The 18,576-nt window shown below is 40.4% G+C and carries 16 protein-coding genes; 10 read left to right on the top strand and 6 right to left on the bottom strand.

The window, feature by feature from the left end; all coding sequences use genetic code 11:
• Positions 1-7 precede the first annotated feature (7 nt).
• Both ahlS and BLT_RS0100080 read right to left on the bottom strand, forming a co-directional pair.
• A complete protein-coding gene (gene ahlS, locus BLT_RS0100085; protein WP_017725802.1) occupies positions 8-856 on the bottom strand; it encodes an AhlS family quorum-quenching N-acyl homoserine lactonase in 849 nt (282 codons plus the stop codon).
• 13 nt (positions 857-869) lie between these two features.
• Positions 870-2,297, bottom strand: coding sequence for an aldehyde dehydrogenase family protein (locus tag BLT_RS0100080; RefSeq protein ID WP_017725801.1), 1,428 nt, complete (start codon positions 2,295-2,297; stop codon positions 870-872).
• A gap of 211 nt (positions 2,298-2,508) precedes the next feature.
• Here BLT_RS0100080 and BLT_RS0100075 point away from each other — a divergent pair, with 211 nt between their 5' ends.
• A complete protein-coding gene (locus BLT_RS0100075; RefSeq protein ID WP_017725800.1) occupies positions 2,509-4,212 on the top strand; it encodes a sigma-54-dependent Fis family transcriptional regulator in 1,704 nt (567 codons plus the stop codon).
• A 266-nt stretch (positions 4,213-4,478) separates the two neighbouring features.
• On the opposite strand, the gene jag is transcribed toward BLT_RS0100075, so the two are convergent.
• From jag to rpmH, 4 genes are all read right to left on the bottom strand, one after another.
• The gene (gene jag / locus BLT_RS0100070) at positions 4,479-5,099 is read right to left on the bottom strand and encodes an RNA-binding cell elongation regulator Jag/EloR (RefSeq protein WP_017725799.1); all 621 of its coding nucleotides are present in this window, start codon (positions 5,097-5,099) and stop codon (positions 4,479-4,481) included.
• Positions 5,096-5,839: a YidC family membrane integrase SpoIIIJ gene (gene spoIIIJ / locus BLT_RS0100065; protein ID WP_394295486.1), complete on the bottom strand. Its 744-nt coding sequence runs from the start codon at positions 5,837-5,839 to the stop codon at positions 5,096-5,098. Before spoIIIJ ends, jag begins: the two co-directional genes overlap by 4 nt.
• 191 nt (positions 5,840-6,030) lie before the next feature.
• The gene (gene rnpA / locus BLT_RS0100060) at positions 6,031-6,381 is read right to left on the bottom strand and encodes a ribonuclease P protein component (protein WP_017725797.1); all 351 of its coding nucleotides are present in this window, start codon (positions 6,379-6,381) and stop codon (positions 6,031-6,033) included.
• 81 nt (positions 6,382-6,462) lie between these two features.
• Positions 6,463-6,600 (bottom strand): 50S ribosomal protein L34, encoded by a 138-nt coding sequence (gene rpmH, locus BLT_RS0100055; protein ID WP_003323480.1) that lies wholly within the window; start codon positions 6,598-6,600, stop codon positions 6,463-6,465.
• 637 nt (positions 6,601-7,237) lie between these two features.
• On the opposite strand from rpmH, the gene dnaA reads away from it, so the two are divergent.
• The 9 genes from dnaA (at position 7,238) to BLT_RS0100005 (ending at position 18,240) form a co-directional block, all read left to right on the top strand.
• Positions 7,238-8,590 carry a chromosomal replication initiator protein DnaA gene (gene dnaA / locus BLT_RS0100050; protein ID WP_017725796.1) on the top strand — a complete coding sequence of 451 codons (1,353 nt, stop codon included), beginning with the start codon at positions 7,238-7,240 and terminating at the stop codon, positions 8,588-8,590.
• A gap of 228 nt (positions 8,591-8,818) precedes the next feature.
• On the top strand, positions 8,819-9,961 hold the full coding sequence (dnaN, locus tag BLT_RS0100045; RefSeq protein ID WP_017725795.1) for a DNA polymerase III subunit beta: 1,143 nt from the start codon (positions 8,819-8,821) through the stop codon (positions 9,959-9,961).
• 591 nt (positions 9,962-10,552) lie between these two features.
• Positions 10,553-10,774: a S4 domain-containing protein YaaA gene (gene yaaA, locus BLT_RS0100035; protein ID WP_017725793.1), complete on the top strand. Its 222-nt coding sequence runs from the start codon at positions 10,553-10,555 to the stop codon at positions 10,772-10,774.
• A 12-nt stretch (positions 10,775-10,786) separates the two neighbouring features.
• The gene (gene recF, locus BLT_RS0100030; protein ID WP_017725792.1) at positions 10,787-11,908 is read left to right on the top strand and encodes a DNA replication/repair protein RecF; all 1,122 of its coding nucleotides are present in this window, start codon (positions 10,787-10,789) and stop codon (positions 11,906-11,908) included.
• A gap of 10 nt (positions 11,909-11,918) precedes the next feature.
• A complete protein-coding gene (gene remB / locus BLT_RS0100025; protein ID WP_017725791.1) occupies positions 11,919-12,191 on the top strand; it encodes an extracellular matrix regulator RemB in 273 nt (90 codons plus the stop codon).
• 89 nt (positions 12,192-12,280) lie between these two features.
• The gene (gene gyrB / locus BLT_RS0100020; protein WP_017725790.1) at positions 12,281-14,194 is read left to right on the top strand and encodes a DNA topoisomerase (ATP-hydrolyzing) subunit B; all 1,914 of its coding nucleotides are present in this window, start codon (positions 12,281-12,283) and stop codon (positions 14,192-14,194) included.
• A gap of 23 nt (positions 14,195-14,217) precedes the next feature.
• On the top strand, positions 14,218-16,719 hold the full coding sequence (gene gyrA / locus BLT_RS0100015; protein WP_017725789.1) for a DNA gyrase subunit A: 2,502 nt from the start codon (positions 14,218-14,220) through the stop codon (positions 16,717-16,719).
• A gap of 189 nt (positions 16,720-16,908) precedes the next feature.
• Positions 16,909-17,130, top strand: a complete 222-nt coding sequence (locus BLT_RS0100010) for a hypothetical protein (RefSeq protein ID WP_017725788.1) — start codon at positions 16,909-16,911, stop codon at positions 17,128-17,130.
• 24 nt (positions 17,131-17,154) lie between these two features.
• Complete coding sequence (locus BLT_RS0100005) at positions 17,155-18,240, top strand: HD-GYP domain-containing protein (protein WP_017725787.1); 1,086 nt, start codon at positions 17,155-17,157, stop codon at positions 18,238-18,240.
• The last annotated feature ends 336 nt before the right edge of the window (positions 18,241-18,576 follow it).

Genomic DNA, 18,576 nt, shown 5'->3' with positions numbered 1-18,576 from the left:
CCTAACCTTACTCGTAATATCCTTCTGTTGATTTACGGAATGTTTTAAACTGCTCAGCATCATGACCAAACCAGACTTGAGAGTTCGTTTGATTGGCTAATCTACGTATTTTTTCAACAGCATTGGAGTAGCCAAGAGAATCATAGATGATACCAGGTGGCTTGATAGGTGGTCCGAAGCTTTCAGCAGTATAAATCGCATCCGAAGCAAGAATAATTCCACCTGTTTCTGGCATATTAATGTGCAGACCTAGCATCCCCCAAGCATGGCCACTTCCGAAATTAAGGACTTTAATGCCTTCTGCTAATTCAAGATTATCTTCACTCCGCTTCACTGTTTGCCATTGGAGATTATTTTTAATCCATGCATCAATGTCAGCCCAAATGTATGCGCCTTCTTTTTGATTGCGGGCATATGATTGAAGTGCACCGTTTAATTCATCCTCATGGACAATAATTGTCGCATTTGTAAACATCTCTAAGCATCCAGCGTGGTCAAGGTGAAGATGAGATGCTACAACATATTTGATATCTTCTGGTCTTACATTTAACTCTTCTAAACGATTATGAAGATAACACTCCTCTGGCATATCGACAGGAAACATTTGCTGAGTTGCTTTGCCCCAACGTCCTTCTGGTCCCATAGAGTTAGGATTACAAGCTGTATCAAACAGGATTTTACCTGCAGGATGATCAATCAAAACCGTATAGACAGGAAATTTAACGAATTCAGTTTGTGCATTCGGATTATCGATTGTCGCAGGATTATGCATGGCAATCATCCAGTTTTTATCCATGCTTAGTCGGCCATTATCCATGACATAAAGTTTCGGGTTAGGTTTAATAATATTTGTCATATTATTGTTCCTCCTAAAATGCTGTTTTTATCGTAACGAATTTCAATTCCGTCATTTCTTCAACTGCATATTTAATCCCTTCACGTCCATAACCGCTATCTTTGACTCCGCCATAAGGCATGTGATCGAGTCTAAATGTTGGAATATCATTAATGATGACGCCACCTGATTCAAGCTTTTTCGCTGCATTTAGGGCATTAATGATATTTTGAGTGTAAATTGCAACATTTAGCCCATATACCGAATCGTTAACCATATCAATTGCTTCGTCTAACTCTTTATATGAAACGATCGACACGACTGGTGCAAATGTTTCTTGGCAAGAAACGGCCATATTATTTGTCACATTCAGTAATACAGTAGGCGAAAAGACGGAGCCATCACGTGTGCCACCTAAGCCAATCGTAGCACCCTGTTCCACTGCTTCCTCGACCCATGCCTCAATTCGCTCCGTTTCTTTCGGATTAATCATTGCGCTAATATCAGTTGTTTCCTCTAGCGGATCACCGACTTTTAGTTGTTTTGCCTGTTCAATAAAACGCTTACTAAATTCCTCATAAACAGATTCATGAACATAAATTCTTTGTAAGGAAATACATACCTGACCAGCAAAAGCAAAGGCTCCTTCTACGCATCTTGGAATAATTTTTTCCAAAGGAACGTCTGGCTCAACAATTAAGCCTGAGTTCGAACCAAGCTCTAACGTCACTTTTCGCAAGCCAGCTTTTTCTTTAATGATCTTGCCTACTCCGGCACTACCTGTGAACGTTACTTTTTTAACTCTTTCATCTGTGATAAGAGCATCACTGAGCTCTCTTCCACTTCCTGTGATGACTTGAAGTGCGCCATCTGGCAGCCCTGCCTGCTGAAAGATTTCAGCGATTAGATAGGCACTTAAAGGAGTTTGTTCAGCTGGCTTTAAGACAACTGTGTTTCCAGCAGCAAAGGCTGGTCCCAATTTATGAGCGACTAGATTAAACGGAAAATTAAACGGGCTAATAGCCACGACAACACCTAATGGTTCTCTCCATGTAAATCCTAGTCGGTTTTCCCCACCAGGAGCAGCATCCATTGGAATCGTCTCCCCGTATATCCGCTTCGCCTCTTCTGCAGCAAATTGGTAAGTAGCAATCGTACGATCAATTTCTCCTCTTGCTGTGCGAATTGGCTTACCAGCCTCAAGTGCCACAACGCGAGCTAACTCCTCCCTTCTTTCTTGAAGGATTGAGACAACCTTAAGTAAAATGTCTGAGCGTTTGTAGGCAGGCATTTCTTTCATTGTTTTATAGGCTTGTTGTGCGCCTTCAATGGCTTTTTTGACATCAGCCTCATCTGCCATACTAATATTAGCGATTACATCTCCGCTATAAGGAGAGTGAAGCGCATAGGTTCTTTGTTTTGTTTCCCATTTACCATTAATAAATAAACTTTTTGTGTTCATTTCAAACCTCCTTTCACTTTTATACTTGCAAGAACTGTGCCAACTTTGAAAGCGTTATTTTATAAAGGATTTTTATTTGTATGATTCTTATTGTGGTGATAAAATTCACCATAAGAATCATGATTAGTGATATAACAGAATTTTAGTTTGGTGAAAATAATCACCAAACGGTGATTATTTTCACCGCATTTGATAGGAGGTAGAATTTCTCATGAAATCAGTAACAATGAACACAAAGATTTTAGAAAGCGTTTTCTCTTCCATGTCAAATGGAGTGATAGTTGTGGACCATCATAAAAAAGTTTTACTAATGAATACCTCCGCCCAGACATTATTAAAACAAGGTCAGCAAGAATACATTGGCAAAGATATCCGTGAGTTTGTCCCTAATTCACAAATTGCTCATGTTCTTGCTAGTGGTGAAAGTACAATTGGCATGAAAATGACGATTGCAGGGTTACAGTGCATGGTGAACCGAACCCCTTTATATCAGGATGGTAAGTCGATTGGAACGGTTAGTGTTATTCAAGATATTTCTCAAATGGAACATTATCGTTCGCTATTTTTGCAGATGGAGAAAATTATCGAGTTTTCTACAGACGGCATTTATGTTGTTGATAAAGAAGGAATCACCCTAACTGTCAATTCAGCCTACGAGGAATTGTCAGGGTTTAAAAGAGAAGAACTGATTGGTCATCACATGAGTGATTTAATGAAGCAAGGATATGTTGATCAATCCGTCTCTCTCCTTGTCTTACGAGATAAAAAGCGAATTTCCATTCTTCAACGAATTGGCAGGCAAAAGGATGTCATCGTAACAGGAAATCCCGTTTTCGATGAAGAGGGTGACATTCAAATGGTTGTTACAAATGTTAGAGATATCACTCAATTAAATGAGCTAACGAATGAGTTAAAAAAGGCAAAAAGCTTTTCTCAAATGAGCCAAAATCGCTATACATTCTCTACGGATGGTTCCGATGAAAAAGTAATTTTCCAAAGTGTTCAAATGAAGGAAATCATTGATAAAGTTAAACAAATTGCCTCGTTCCCAACGAGCGTTTTATTATCTGGCCCTTCAGGAGCAGGAAAAGAGGTTATAGCCAATTTAGTTCATCAATTAAGCGACCGAAAAGATATGCCGTTTATAAAAGTAAACTGCGGAGCTATTCCAGAACAGCTATTAGAGTCAGAGCTTTTCGGCTATGAAAAGGGTGCATTTACTGGTGCGAGACAGGAAGGAAAAGTCGGCTTGCTTGAGCTAGCAGATAAAGGTACAGTCCTGCTTGATGAAGTAGGTGAACTGCCACTGTCCTTACAGGTTAAATTACTTCGTGTTCTTCAAGAAAAACAAATTCAAAGACTAGGCGGCAGCAAAGTAAAGCAATTAGATATAAGAATTATTTCAGCAACAAATAAAAATTTGAAGGAATTAGTCGAAAAAGGAGAATTTCGTGAAGATCTTTATTACCGACTACAAGTGATTGAATTATCGATTCCTCCATTAAGTCAGCGCCCAGAAGATATCGAGGTCTTACTTGATCACTTTTTCGCTTATTTTTGTAAATTGTTTAATATCGAAAAGCATGTCTCACCCGAAACAAAACATATTTTACAAAGCTATCATTGGCCAGGAAATGTGAGAGAATTACGGAACTTAGTCGAGAGCATGATTGTGTCAGTCCCTTCGCTTAAAATTGAGCCTGTTGACCTGCCGCCACATTTTAATATTCATAGTTACACAGAGGCAGCTCAAACATTAAAACAACGAGTAGAACAGTTTGAAAAAAGGGTCATTTTCGATGCCCTCCAGAAAAAAACGTCGATTAGAAAAGCTGCTGAACATTTAGGAGTTGATCATTCGACCCTTGTGAAAAAAATTAAAAAATGGAATATGACAAGGCTGGGACATAACTAGCCAAAAATAATAAAAAAGGGTTCCAATCATAAAAATAAAATGGTTGGAACCCTTTTTCTGTTGATTTATTCGATTATCCGATGCTTGATCGGCGCTCATAGTGGGGCAATCTTATCAAGGAATGAGCGCAACGAACGTGTATGATTGAAAATGCGAACAATGCACAACCTTAGCGGAGTATATTTCCGAAGCGATTGCTATGCAGCAACGATCATGACGTTCAGATTTCTTATCAATAAAAACTCTTTTGTCACAGCCTCCCTAACTCATTTCGGCGCAATGACAACATGTCGTCCGTTGCCTTGACCTTCTGAATAGGTTTGTACTCCATCTGTATGCTGCAAGGTTGCATGAATAATTTTGCGTTCATGTGCGTTCATCGGTTCTAAAGGCACTTTTTTCTTTATCGAACGTGCTTTTTCTCCAAGTCGCACTGCCAATTGCTCAAGCGTCTCTTTTCGTCTTTGACGATAATTTTCCGCATCGAGTTGAATCCGGACAAACGAGGTTGCGTCACGATTAGCCACGAGATTGACCAAATACTGTAGAGAGTCAAGGGTTTGCCCTCTCTTACCAATTAAACTGCCGATCCCTTCCTTACCGAATAATTCAAAGATCATCATACCTTGTTCTTCTCGTTTTTCTATCTTTGCTTCTAATCCCATATTTGCAACTAATTTCTCTAAAAATGCAAAAGCTTTATCAACGGGTTCAGGCTTTACGATGACTTCAATTACAGCTGGTTTTCCCCCGAGTAACCCAAGAAAGCCCTTTTGTGGTTCTTCTAACACCGTATACGTGATGCGGTCTCTCGTTGTTTCAAGCTCAGCTACTGCTTTTTCAACAGCTTCTTCAATCGTTTTACCTGACACTCTCCGTTTGATCACTTTTTCTTTCCTCCCGTCTTTGCGTCAGCTACTTTTTTGTTACCAACGTTCGGTCCGGTAATAAAATACGTTTGTATAATCATGAAAATATTTCCAATTACCCAATATAATGCAAGGGCAGCCGGGAAGAACATGGAAAAAATTACGATCATGACCGGCATCACATAAAGCAAGACCTTCATTTGAGGATTGTCGGTCACCATCATCATTTTTTGTTGAATGAATGTCGTAATCCCTGCAATAATTGGCAAAATGATTGGATCTGGTGCGTCAAGAGCAAACCAAAGGAATGAATCTCCTTGAATTTCTCTTGTCCGCATAATAGCATGGTAAAATGCCAATAGGATTGGCATTTGAATGAAGAGCGGTAAACACCCTGCTAATGGATTTACGCCATTGTCACTATAAAGCTTCATCATTTCTTGCTGAAGCTTTTGCTGCGTTCTCTGGTCCTTTGCACTGTATTTCTCACGTAATTTTTGCATCTCAGGCATTAGTGCCTGCATCGCTTTCGTACTCTTTGTTTGCTTAATCATGAGCGGTAAAATTAACAAACGAATCAAAAGCGTGACGACAATAATTGAAAGCCCGAAGCTCCCATTAAACATGTCCGCAAAATAAATCATTAGCCATGATAATGGATACACAAAATAAGAATCCCAAATCCCCTCGCTTTGCGCATTAATCGGGTCGTTCACATTAAAACAGCCTGTCATCACTACAAGTAGACCGATTAACATCGAAGCAAGACCTAACTTCTTGATCACCAAGCGTTCCTCCTTGTTTTCATTCCAATCTTTCTCTCTAACTTGTTTAGCTATCTTAATTTTTAAAAATTGCAAAAAATCTTCAATTTATAACAAAAGAGAGCTTCGGGACAACATTAAACATGTCCGTTCTTCTCCCTCTTCTTCTTCAAGCGTAACCAGCCTTACTGTCTTCCCCGCTTTAGGATTCGCGCTTTTTTACAAACGTGAAGTAAACTACGTTTCACCTGCTCATAATCCAGATCAGCTGCTGGTTTCCGGGCAATGATCACGTAATCTCTACCCTTTAGCAATGCTTCTTTCTCTTCTTGAAAAACAGTACGGATGAGACGCTTGATCCGATTTCGAGTCACAGCATTTCCAAGCTTTTTACTCACTGAGAGACCAATCCGAAAATGCTCTTGTCCCTCTTTTTCAAGTACGTATAAAACAAATTGGCGGTTGGCAACGGAAACTCCTTCATTAAATACACGAGAAAATTCGTCATTTTTTTTAATTCGCCATTCTTTCTTCATTTCCGTTTCCACCCCAGACCGCTACTCCCTTTGAATTGCTGTTTTCCTCACCGCAGAAAAAGACCACTGACAACCAGTGGCCTATGCAGATAATACTTTTCTTCCTTTACGACGACGACGAGCCAATACTTTACGGCCATTCTTCGTGCTCATACGTGCACGGAAACCATGAACCTTCTTACGCTTACGATTATTCGGTTGGAATGTTGGTTTACCCATCTATAAAACACCTCCCTGAGGATATACTCTTCTAAAAGACATTCTTGTAAATTATAAGGAACGTAAGGGTCTGTTGTCAAGCTTGTCTTTTTTGCATCCTTCACAGAAGCTTTTCCTCTTCCTTCTACAAACAACATACGCTTCTAGCTTCTTTTACACGAATCGTTCATGTGGATAACTACTTTTCGACACTTTCCTACTTTTCCCCATAGATATCGACAAGTTGCACACATAATCTTGTGTTGTGGATAATGATTTGACACAGGATATAGTATTCTGTGGATAAATCACTCTAATCCTTGCACGAGAACGTTTTATTTGCTAAGATATATTTGTTTTCACTCGTGAACAAGTGATTTATCATAATGCGTTATCCACATCCTGTGGGTAATATTGTGGACAGCTGTTTATTCTTTTGTATTTTCTTGTCCACAACTTGTGACCATGTCAACTTACGACACTTTTCTACTATATTATATCTTTCTCCACATTATTTGTGTACGTTTATATTTATTCATCTCTTTATTCTAGGTGTACAAAGGTTGTACATCCTAGTTTTTTCTCATTGGCGAGCGTATTTAGCTCTTTTCACGGGAACGTACTAATTGAGTTTTTGGAGAACAGGAGGGAGCGACTGTTGGAGAATATCCACGATTTATGGGAGCGTGCGTTAAAAGCCATGGAAAAAAAGGTTAGTAAACCTAGCTTCGAAACATGGTTAAAGGCAACCAAAGCAAATGATATTGAAAAGGACACGATTATCATTACAGCTCCGAATGAATTCGCTAGGGATTGGCTTGAGAAACATTATGATGAGTTAATCTCAGAAACGATCGACGATTTAACAGGGGTTCGTCTGACCCCTCGTTTTGTTATTCCTGCAAATCAGCTAGAGGACCCTTTTCCTCTGGAACACGAATTAAAAAAAACACCAAAGCAGCAGCCTGTAGCAAATGGTGAAATACCCAAAAGCATGCTTAATGATAAATATACCTTCGACACCTTTGTCATCGGTTCAGGAAACCGTTTTGCCCATGCCGCTTCCTTAGCAGTAGCAGAGGCACCGGCTAAGGCGTATAACCCCCTGTTTATTTATGGCGGCGTCGGTTTAGGTAAAACCCATCTCATGCATGCGATTGGACATTATGTCATGGAGCATAATCCTAATGCAAAGGTTGTCTATCTTTCATCAGAGAAATTTACAAATGAATTTATCAACGCCATCCGTGATAACAAAGCCGTTCATTTTCGGAATAAGTATCGGAATGTTGATGTACTCCTGATTGACGATATTCAATTTTTAGCTGGAAAAGAACAAACACAAGAAGAATTTTTCCATACCTTTAATGCGTTGCATGAAGACAATAAACAAATCGTCATTTCTAGTGATCGTCCACCGAAGGAGATCCCCACGCTAGAAGATCGCTTACGTTCACGGTTCGAGTGGGGTTTAATTACGGATATTACGCCACCAGATTTGGAAACTCGAATTGCGATTTTACGAAAAAAAGCCAAGGCTGAGAACCTTGATATACCAAATGAAGTCATGCTTTATATCGCCAATCAAATCGACACAAATATCCGTGAGCTTGAAGGGGCACTTATTCGAGTTGTAGCCTACTCATCTTTAATTAACCAGGACATGAATGCTGATCTCGCCGCCGAAGCTTTAAAAGACATTATTCCGAATGCAAAGCCAAAAGTGTTAACGATCGCGGATATTCAAAAAATGGTCGGTAGCTACTTTCAAGTGAAATTAGAGGATTTTAAAGCAAAGAAACGGACAAAATCGGTCGCCTTCCCTCGCCAAATTGCCATGTATCTGTCACGAGAATTAACCGATGCATCTTTACCGAAAATCGGCAGTGAATTCGGTGGACGAGATCATACAACGGTCATTCATGCCCATGAGAAAATCTCAAAATTACTTTCAACCGATCAGGATTTACAGCAAAAAGTTCAAGAAATTATTGACCATCTTCGCTCATAGCTGTGAGTAATTGTGAATAATTAAAGTGAGCCTATACACACTCTATCCACATGTGTATAGGCTATCACTTTCTCGCCATCTTTAGTTTTCCACATACCCACAAGCCTTATTACTATTACTGCTACTTTTTATTAAAAAATAAATAAGTATAGCATTTTAAAATTATCTAGCTAAAGATGACTTGCGCTTTTCGTAGAAATAAATGTATAGAAAAAGGAGCCTATTCGTATGCATTTTGTGATTCATCGAGATCAATTTGTTCATAGCGTTAATCATGTTGCAAAAGCAGTTTCTTCACGGACAACGATTCCAATCTTAACTGGAATTAAAATTGTTGCCACTGAAGAAGGTGTGACTCTTACTGGTAGTGATTCAGATGTTTCTATTGAAACATTTATTCCGGTTGAAGAAGATGACAAACAATATGTTGATGTCAAAGAGACGGGAAGTATTGTTTTACAAGCAAGGTTTTTTTCGGAGATCGTTAAAAAGTTACCGGAGCAAGAAATCGAGGTGATTGTTCAAGGTGCGTTTGCAGCAACTCTACGTTCAGGTTCATCCGTTTTTAATTTAAATGGTCTTGACCCTGATGAGTATCCACGTCTTCCGCAGCTTGAGGAAGATCGCATTTTCCGTATTCCACAAGACATGTTTAAAAATATTATTCGCCAGACCGTATTTGCTGTGTCAACTCAGGAAACACGTCCAATCTTGACAGGTGTTAATGTTGACATTGACGGCAATGAATTGATCTGTACTGCTACAGATAGCCATCGCTTGGCGTTGCGCAAAGCTGCGGTTGAGCGCAACGATGAGAATCTGCAATTTTCCAATGTTGTTATTCCTGGAAAAAGCTTAAATGAGCTAAGTAAAATTTTAGAAGATACAGACGAACTCATGGATGTTGTCGTAACTGAAAACCAGATTCTTTTTAAACTGAAAAATTTATTGTTTTTTTCACGGTTGCTTGATGGAAAGTACCCTGATACAAAAAATATGATTCCGACTGAATCGAAAACATCCTTCAATATGAAAACAAAACTATTTTTACAAACATTGGAACGGGCATTATTGCTTTCAAGAGAAGGCAAAAATAATGTGATTAACTTAAAAACCCTTGAAGATGGCTTGATCGAGATTACTTCGATTACGCCGGAAATTGGAAAAGTTACGGAGAACATTCAAAGCTTAGGAATGGAAGGAGAGGAATTACGAATTTCCTTTAACGGGAAAAATATTATTGATGCCTTAAAAGTTATTGATAGTGAAGAAATTCGCATTATGTTCACCGGTGCCATGAGTCCATTTGTCATTTGTCCGACGGATCATGACAATTCCATGCATTTATTCTCACCTGTTCGAACCTATTGATTTGTTAAAAAGGTTATGCTTGCTATTCACAAACGACTTTATTGGTTTATGTCAAAAGTACCGTTTCATAACGGTGCTTTTTCTATAAATAAAAGGATGAGCTCGTGTACAGGCGAAAGAGGGTGAAAAAGACTCTCGCTTTATTCCATTTGGAGAAGCAATTACTCATGAACGTTTGTCTATTTTGTGAAAAAGATTCTTTTGTCCTAGAGCGCCTCCTTATGCTTAGAAAAGGTGTGGGAACGTTGATGTTAAAAGGATTTCGTTGATATTAGATCGTTTCAACGAATCGTCATAAAAAACGTAACGATTTGAAGGGTATTGGCGAGCGAGCAATAGTCTAGTACAATAAGAAGTAGATAAAAATGGACGATAAGAGCGAGGGAGGCAGCACTTCATTCTGGAATGCTGTCTTATCTTTGCTCGTATACAGTAACCTGCATAAGCGACTCGCTCCTCCTACATGAATGAACACGAGTTCGTAGGTTCACGTTATACAGCTTAAATCAAGGGGAAAGAGCTTCCATAACAAGAACTGAAGCTCCGTCCCTTTTCACAGAAAAGACAATGGTGAAGGAAGTGAGGTCGCAAATGTCACAGCAGTTACCCATAAAGACAGAATACATTACCTTAGGTCAACTACTGAAAGAAGTGGGAGCCATTGATACGGGCGGAATGGCGAAGTGGTATTTAGCGGAACATGAAGTCTTCGTCAACGATGAGCTTGAGCAAAGAAGAGGAAAAAAGCTATACCCAGGAGATCGGGTGAGACTTGGAGATGGTGAAGGCATCCATGTTGTTTCACAAACGTAAGGGGGACTCCCTTTGTATATAAAAACGTTAACCTTGCGTCACTATCGGAACTATGAACAGCTTGAAGTCGCCTTTCAACAAAATGTAAATGTGATTCTTGGTGAGAATGCACAAGGGAAAACAAATGCCATTGAGGCGATTTATCTATTAGCAATGGCCAAATCTCATCGTACCCCAAGGGATAAAGAATTAATTCGTTGGGATGAAGCATTTGCGAAAATTGAAGGCTCCTTTGAAAAACGAAACGGGCCCCTATCGCTTGATGTTGTCATTTCAACGAAAGGAAAAAAAGTAAAAGTGAACGGTCTTGAACAACGGAGGCTAAGTGATTATATCGGTGCTGTTAATGTGGTAATGTTTGGACCAGAGGATTTGAATTTGGTGAAGGGGAGTCCGCAAATACGGCGTCGGTTTCTTGATATGGAGCTTGGGCAAATGAGTCCGATTTATCTCCATAAGCTTGCGACCTATCAAAAAATTCTCCAGCAACGGAACTCTCTTTTGAAAAATCTCCAAGGACAGCGTCAAACCGGTCCTAACACAATGCTTGATGTGTTAACGGAACAGCTTATTGGGACGGCAATTGAGGTAACGAAAAAACGATTCGAATTCCTGCAGCTGCTTCAAGGCTGGGCAGAAGAGATTCATCGCGAAATTAGTCGTGGCAAAGAAGCGTTGACGGTTACATATTTACCGTCGGTAGACGTATCAGAAGGCGCGAACTTGTCGAAAATAGAAGAAGCATTCTATCAGGAATATGAGGCAAAGAAAGAACGGGAAGTGCAAAGAGGAACGACTCTGTTTGGCCCCCATCGAGATGACCTTGCTTTTTCAGTCAATGAGAAGGACGTACAGACGTATGGATCTCAAGGGCAGCAACGAACAACGGCATTATCGCTAAAATTAGCGGAAATTGAATTGATGAAAGAAACCGTTGGAGAATACCCGATTCTTTTATTAGATGATGTGCTGTCAGAACTTGATGATTATCGGCAATCTCATTTACTCCATGCGATTCAACATAAAGTGCAAACGTTTGTGACGACGACAAGCGTTGATGGGATCGACCATCAAACCTTACGGGAGGCAGCAACCTATACCGTAGAGCAAGGGACGCTAAGGAGAAAGGAATAGGTGAAGAGTCATGTTCATTCATTTAGGTGGAGATACAGTGATTCGCTCTAAGGATGTTATTGCGATTTTAAATAGTGATATGAAGGATTCTTCTGGTATCACGAAGCATTTTTTGGAACAGCATGAAAAGGGTCGTCAAATTATCAACATTTCTTCGGATTTGATGAAGTCCATTGTGGTAACGCAAACGAAAATATACTATTCCCCGATTTCCTCGGTTACTTTGAAACGTCGAGCCCAAGCAGTTTCCGAGCTTGAAAACTTCGGTGAAGGAGACGGCTAGCCTGTCTTAGCATCATGGCTGGTAAGAACGAAAAAGATGAAATACTTGCATGCATCATGCATGCTTAACTGGAAGCGAAGGTGAAGAAAGTGACTAGTGAACAACATTCTTATGATGAAAGTCAGATTCAAGTCTTAGAAGGATTAGAGGCGGTTCGGAAACGACCGGGTATGTATATTGGTTCAACAAGCAGCAGAGGTCTTCACCATCTCGTATGGGAAATTGTCGATAATAGTATCGATGAAGCGATGGCAGGCTATTGTGATACGATTGAAGTCCTCATTGAAGAAGATAATAGTATTACGGTTATTGATAATGGGCGCGGTATTCCAGTTGGAATCCATGAAAAGATGGGTCGTCCAGCTGTTGAAGTCATCATGACTGTGCTGCATGCAGGGGGTAAGTTTGGTGGCGGAGGATATAAAGTATCAGGCGGACTGCACGGTGTAGGGGCATCTGTTGTAAATGCACTATCGACAATGCTTGAGGTGGAAGTTCATCGTGACGGTCAGATTTATTATCAGCAATATCAGCGCGGCGTGCCTGCTGCAGACCTCTCAGTTATTGGAACAACAGACATTACAGGGACAAAAATCCATTTTAAACCAGATGAAGAAATTTTTAAGGAAACGACGGTTTTTGATTACGAGATATTAGCCACTCGCTTGCGAGAATTAGCCTTTTTGAACAAAGGACTTCGAATTTTGATCACTGACAAGCGTGAAGATGGAAAAAGTGCTGAATTTTTCTATGAGGGTGGTATTGCTTCCTTTGTTGAGCATTTAAACCGTACCCGTGAAACGCTTCATGAGACGCCGATCCATATTGAGGGTGAGAAGCAAGAGATTACAGTTGAAATTGCTGTTCAATATAATGATGGGTATACAAGCAATATTTATTCATTTGCTAATAATATTAACACCCATGAAGGTGGAACCCACGAATCTGGCTTTAAGACAGGTTTGACACGTGTGATTAACGACTATGCACGTAAACATAACATTCTTAAAGAAAATGACCCGAATTTAACTGGAGAAGACGTACGGGAAGGATTAACAGCCATTATCTCGGTGAAGATCCCGGATCCTCAGTTTGAAGGGCAAACAAAAACAAAGCTTGGAAACAGCGAAGCGCGGACGATTACCGACTCGTTATTTTCAGAGCATTTTTCTCGCTTTTTAAATGAGCACCCACAAGTAGCACGAAAGATTATCGACAAAGGGTTAATGGCATCAAGAGCACGGGAAGCTGCGAAGAAAGCCCGTGAATTAACACGCCGAAAAAGTGCGCTTGAAGTGAGTTCATTGCCAGGGAAGCTTGCAGATTGCTCGTCTCGTGATGCAAGCATTAGTGAGATTTATATTGTTGAAGGTGACTCTGCTGGTGGTTCGGCCAAGCAGGGGCGAGATCGTCACTTCCAGGCAATCCTTCCATTGCGAGGAAAAATCATCAATGTCGAAAAAGCAAGACTCGATAAAATTCTTGCAAACAATGAAATACGAGCAATCATTACGGCTTTAGGAACGGGCATTGGCGATGATTTTGATATTGAAAAAGCACGTTATCATAAAATCATTATTATGACGGATGCAGATGTCGATGGCGCCCATATTCGAACGTTAATCTTGACGTTCTTCTACCGTTACATGCGTCCATTGCTTGATCATGGCTATGTCTATATTGCCCAGCCGCCGCTATATAAAGTTCAACAAGGGCGTGAAATTCATTACGCCTATGGAGATAGTGAACTAGAAGCAATTTTACGTGAACTTCCAGAAAAACCGAAGCCGGGAATTCAGCGATACAAGGGTCTAGGGGAAATGAATCCGTCACAGCTTTGGGAGACGACAATGGACCCTGAAAATCGCACGGTTCTTCAAGTCACTCTTGAGGATGCAATGAAAGCAGATGAAATCTTTGAAATTCTAATGGGTGACCGAGTGGAGCCTCGTCGCGATTTTATTCAAGAGAACGCCCAGTACGTGAAAAATCTCGACATTTAGGCTGATAGATGGAGGTTTAAAAAATGGCAGATAATGAACAATCAAGAGTCAAAGAGATTAACATTAGTCAGGAAATGAAAACATCGTTCATGGATTATGCCATGAGCGTCATTGTGAGTCGTGCCCTGCCTGATGTTCGTGATGGACTTAAACCCGTGCATCGTCGAATTTTGTTTGCAATGAACGAACTTGGAATGACTTCGGATAAAGCATATAAGAAGTCCGCCCGTATCGTTGGTGAAGTCATTGGGAAGTACCATCCCCACGGAGATTCGGCTGTCTATGAAACGATGGTCCGAATGGCGCAGGACTTTAGCTATCGGTACATGCTAATTGATGGTCACGGTAACTTCGGATCCATTGACGGTGATGCAGCTGCTGCGATGCGTTATACGGAAGCGAAAATGTCGAAAATTTCGATGGAGCTTGTTCGTGATATTAACAAGGACACAATCGATTATCAAGATAACTACGATGGTTCAGAACGGGAACCAATTGTTTTGCCGTCACGGTTTCCGAATCTTCTCGTGAATGGTGCTTCGGGGATTGCCGTTGGGATGGCAACAAACATCCCCCCTCACCAGCTTGGAGAAGTGATTGATGGAGTCCTTGCACTAAGCGAAAATCCTGAAATTAGTATTCCAGAGTTAATGGAATTTATACCGGGACCTGATTTTCCGACAGGAGCTGAAATTCTTGGACGCTCTGGCATTCGCAAAGCGTACCAAACAGGACGAGGCTCCATTGTGTTGCGGGCAAAAACGGAAATTGAAGAACAGAACGGTAAGCAAAAGATCATTGTCAATGAACTTCCTTACCAGGTGAACAAAGCAAAGCTGATTGAAAAAATTGCAGAGCTTGTTCGCGATAAGAAGATCGACGGGATCACTGATCTCCGTGATGAATCGGATCGAAATGGGATGCGGATTGTGATTGAAGTTCGCCGTGATGCGAATGCAAACGTTCTGCTTAACAATCTTTTTAAACAGACAGCATTGCAGACAAGCTTCGGGATTAATTTACTTGCCTTAGTAGGCGGACAACCGAAAGTCTTGAATTTAAAAGAATGTTTGGAGCATTACTTAGATCATCAGGTGGAAGTGATTCGACGCCGTACGGCTTTTGAGCTTCGTAAAGCGGAAGCGCGGGCTCATATTCTTGAAGGGCTGCGCATCGCCCTTGACCACCTTGATGAAGTCATTAATTTAATACGAAATTCTGAAACAACGGATATTGCTAGAAATGGATTGATCGAGCGTTTTTCCTTAAGCTACGAGCAAGCGCAAGCGATTCTAGATATGCGTTTGCAACGGTTAACAGGCTTAGAACGTGATAAAATTGAAGGAGAATACCAAGAGTTAATTGCTCGTATTGCTGAGCTAAAGGCGATTTTAGCAGATCAGGAAAAAGTACTTGAAATCATTCGTGAAGAGCTACTTGAAATCAAAGAGAAGTATAATGACGAACGTCGCACGGTACTTTCTGCAAGTGAAGATCAATTTGAGGACGAAGATTTGATTCCTCGTCAAAATGTTGTCATTACGATTACGCATAATGGGTATATTAAGCGTCTTCCAATTTCTACCTACCGCAGCCAAAAACGTGGAGGAAAAGGAATTCAAGGAATGGGTACCAATGATAACGACTTTGTTCAGCATCTCTTTACGACCAATTCCCACCATACGATTCTCTTTTTCACCAACAAAGGAAAAGTGTATCGCTTAAAAGGATACGAAATTCCGGAGCTTGGTCGAACGGCAAAAGGGATTCCAATTATTAACCTTTTACAAATTGAGCAGGACGAATACATTAGTACAGTTATTCCGATTGAAGAATTTACGGAGAACCACTACCTCTTCTTTATGACGAAGCTAGGAGTGGTAAAACGTACACAGCTTTCATCCTTTGCTAACATTCGTCGTGGTGGCCTGTTTGCGATTAATCTTCGAGAAGACGATGAGCTGCATGGTGTTCGTTTGACGGATGGGAACAAAGAAATCATAGTGGGTACGAAACGAGGAATGGCCATTCGCTTCCATGAAACTGATGTCCGCCTAATGGGTCGAACGGCAACAGGCGTTAAAGGGATTACATTAGCCGACGAAGATTGCGTTGTTGGAATGGATATTGTAGAAGAGAACCACTATGTTTTGAGTGTGACTGAAAAAGGATTTGGAAAACGTACACCAATTGACGAGTACCGGATTCAAACACGCGGCGGTAAAGGAATCAAGACAAGTAATATTACCGAGAAGAACGGTAAGCTTGTCGCACTTAAAGTCGTTTCTGAAGAGCATGATTTAATGATTATTACAGCAAGTGGAGTCATTATACGCTTAAATGTAGACGGCATTTCCGTTACGGGTCGTAATACTCAAGGGGTTACCTTGATTCGTGTTGATGAAGGGGAAGAGGTTGCAACGGTTGCTCGTGTCGATATTGAAGATGAAGACGTAGAAGAAATGGAAGCGCCAGACGAAGAGACCGGTCAAGAGGAAACAAAAGATCAGCAAGATGAAGAGTAAGACATTGCAACAAAAAGACTGACTCCTAGAGTCTTGACTTCTTAAAAAACACTAGAAAATGCATGGACAAAATCGTCATGTTTTCTAGTGTCACTAAGAGGTCAGACCGGAGTCAGTTTTTTTTTTTTACACGTTAAGAAAGAAAGTATAGATTTTTTAACACATACGTTTATCAAGGTAGCTACAAATTTGAAGGCCTTGGCGAAAAGCGAAGCTTTATTTATGGAAAAAAAGGCGAAGCTTAAAGGAGGGAGGAGAGTTCCGTTCATAGAAGACTATATTCAAAGGGGCAGAGCTCTAGTACAAATGAGCGAACAAAGCAGCGGTGATTTGATTCCAAAAAGACTAGGAAGACACTTTGCTCGTCTCTTTTTAATCAAGGAAACCAGTTGTATAATAGAAGATGAATAGGAATTTGGAGAAGGAGAATGTCCAATGAAGGTCAAGCCGAGCCAATTAGAAGAAGGATGCATTTTAGCAAGTGATGTGTTTGCAGAGACAGATTATCCGTTATTTAAAGAAAAAACAGTGCTCAGTTTCGAAGATATTAATATGTTGGACATATTTCTTATTAACGCTGTGGAAGTAGAAGCAGTGTTAGCAAATGGCGAAAGGTTTGCCCCTGAAGAGGTGTTTGTGGAAGAAGTTCAAACAGAGCAACGGATTGTGAAAGAAAAGACATCTTCGTTTCTTGACTATTATTTAGAAGCAGTCAAACAATACAAGAATTTGTTCCAGTCTTGGCAAGCAGGAAATCGTGTCGATATGTTTAGTATTCGCGCGTGTTTATTGCCGTTATTTGAACGTGTGAGCGAACAAAAGAATGAACTGATCCAAATTCATCATTACAGCATGAAGGATGAGTACTTGTACCATCATGCAGTGGCTGTCGGACTTCTAACTGCTTTTTTAGGAAGTAAATTAGGCTATTCAAAAGGTGAGTGGATGCAAATGGGCTTTGCTGGTGCCCTTGCTGATGCTGGTATGGCAAAAATTTCTCCTCGGATCCTTTCTAAAAAAGGACCGCTATCACAATCGGAGTATGAAGAACTAAAAAAACATCCGATTCATAGCTACAAAATGTTAAAAGGTATGACCGGAATAACTGATTCTCTTTTATTAGGTGTGCTACAGCATCATGAAAGAGAAGATGGTAGTGGTTATCCTCTTGGAACAGACTCAAAAAAAATTCATGGCTTTAGCCGGATTATTGCTGTTGCCGATGTCTATCATGCAATGACATCAGAACGGCTCTACCGTTCAAAAAAATCACCTTACCGTGTGCTTGAGGCGATTTCAAAAGAACGCTTTGGAAAGTTTGACCCCACAGTTGTTCAGACCCTTGTATCAAATTTGGCCAATGTTTCTATTGGGACGCGGGTGCGTCTAACGGATGGGACAGAAGGTGAGATTGTTTTTATTGACCCATCGGAACCGACACGGCCAATGATTAAGAAAGGGAGCGGAGAAATTATTCAATTGATCAATCAATCTAATCTTCACATTGAAGAAATCATTTGATTGATAATGATAGGATGTTTTTCTTGAAAAAAATAAGAGAGTATAAAACCACAAAGCTGTCTAGCTCCAGGCACCAGCGGCTCACGGTCGCCTTAGCTCCTCCAGCCAAAACAAAAAACGTTTCCGAATAGACGTTTCCAGCGCGATTCTTACTTGCTCTCTATATAAAACGAGTGGACGTTAAAAACGAATTTTTTTATAAAAAAAGTATTGCGTTGATTATTAGCCTGTGTTATATTTTTTCTTGTCGCTGATGAACGATAAAAATGATTTTAAAAAAGTTGTTGACGGAACGATAGGTTATATGATAGATTAATCTAGTCGCCAAAAACGACA

It is taken from the genome of Halalkalibacterium ligniniphilum (genome assembly GCF_000334155.1).
Classification (GTDB): domain Bacteria; phylum Bacillota; class Bacilli; order Bacillales; family Bacillaceae_D; genus Halalkalibacterium; species Halalkalibacterium ligniniphilum.
This window is presented reverse-complemented; position numbering and strand designations above follow the sequence as displayed.

What these genes read in the sequence shown, in the direction of transcription:
- rnpA (WP_017725797.1), bottom strand. Translation starts at nt 6,381, where the DNA reads ATGAAGAAAGAATGGCGAATTAAAAAAAATGACGAATTTTCTCGTGTA.
- BLT_RS0100075 (WP_017725800.1), top strand. Translation starts at nt 2,509, where the DNA reads ATGAAATCAGTAACAATGAACACAAAGATTTTAGAAAGCGTTTTCTCT.
- yaaA (WP_017725793.1), top strand. Translation starts at nt 10,553, where the DNA reads ATGTCACAGCAGTTACCCATAAAGACAGAATACATTACCTTAGGTCAA.
- dnaN (WP_017725795.1), top strand. Translation starts at nt 8,819, where the DNA reads ATGCATTTTGTGATTCATCGAGATCAATTTGTTCATAGCGTTAATCAT.
- rpmH (WP_003323480.1), bottom strand. Translation starts at nt 6,600, where the DNA reads ATGGGTAAACCAACATTCCAACCGAATAATCGTAAGCGTAAGAAGGTT.
- BLT_RS0100005 (WP_017725787.1), top strand. Translation starts at nt 17,155, where the DNA reads ATGAAGGTCAAGCCGAGCCAATTAGAAGAAGGATGCATTTTAGCAAGT.
- remB (WP_017725791.1), top strand. Translation starts at nt 11,919, where the DNA reads ATGTTCATTCATTTAGGTGGAGATACAGTGATTCGCTCTAAGGATGTT.
- spoIIIJ (WP_394295486.1), bottom strand. Translation starts at nt 5,839, where the DNA reads ATGTTAATCGGTCTACTTGTAGTGATGACAGGCTGTTTTAATGTGAAC.
- gyrA (WP_017725789.1), top strand. Translation starts at nt 14,218, where the DNA reads ATGGCAGATAATGAACAATCAAGAGTCAAAGAGATTAACATTAGTCAG.
- ahlS (WP_017725802.1), bottom strand. Translation starts at nt 856, where the DNA reads ATGACAAATATTATTAAACCTAACCCGAAACTTTATGTCATGGATAAT.
- BLT_RS0100080 (WP_017725801.1), bottom strand. Translation starts at nt 2,297, where the DNA reads ATGAACACAAAAAGTTTATTTATTAATGGTAAATGGGAAACAAAACAA.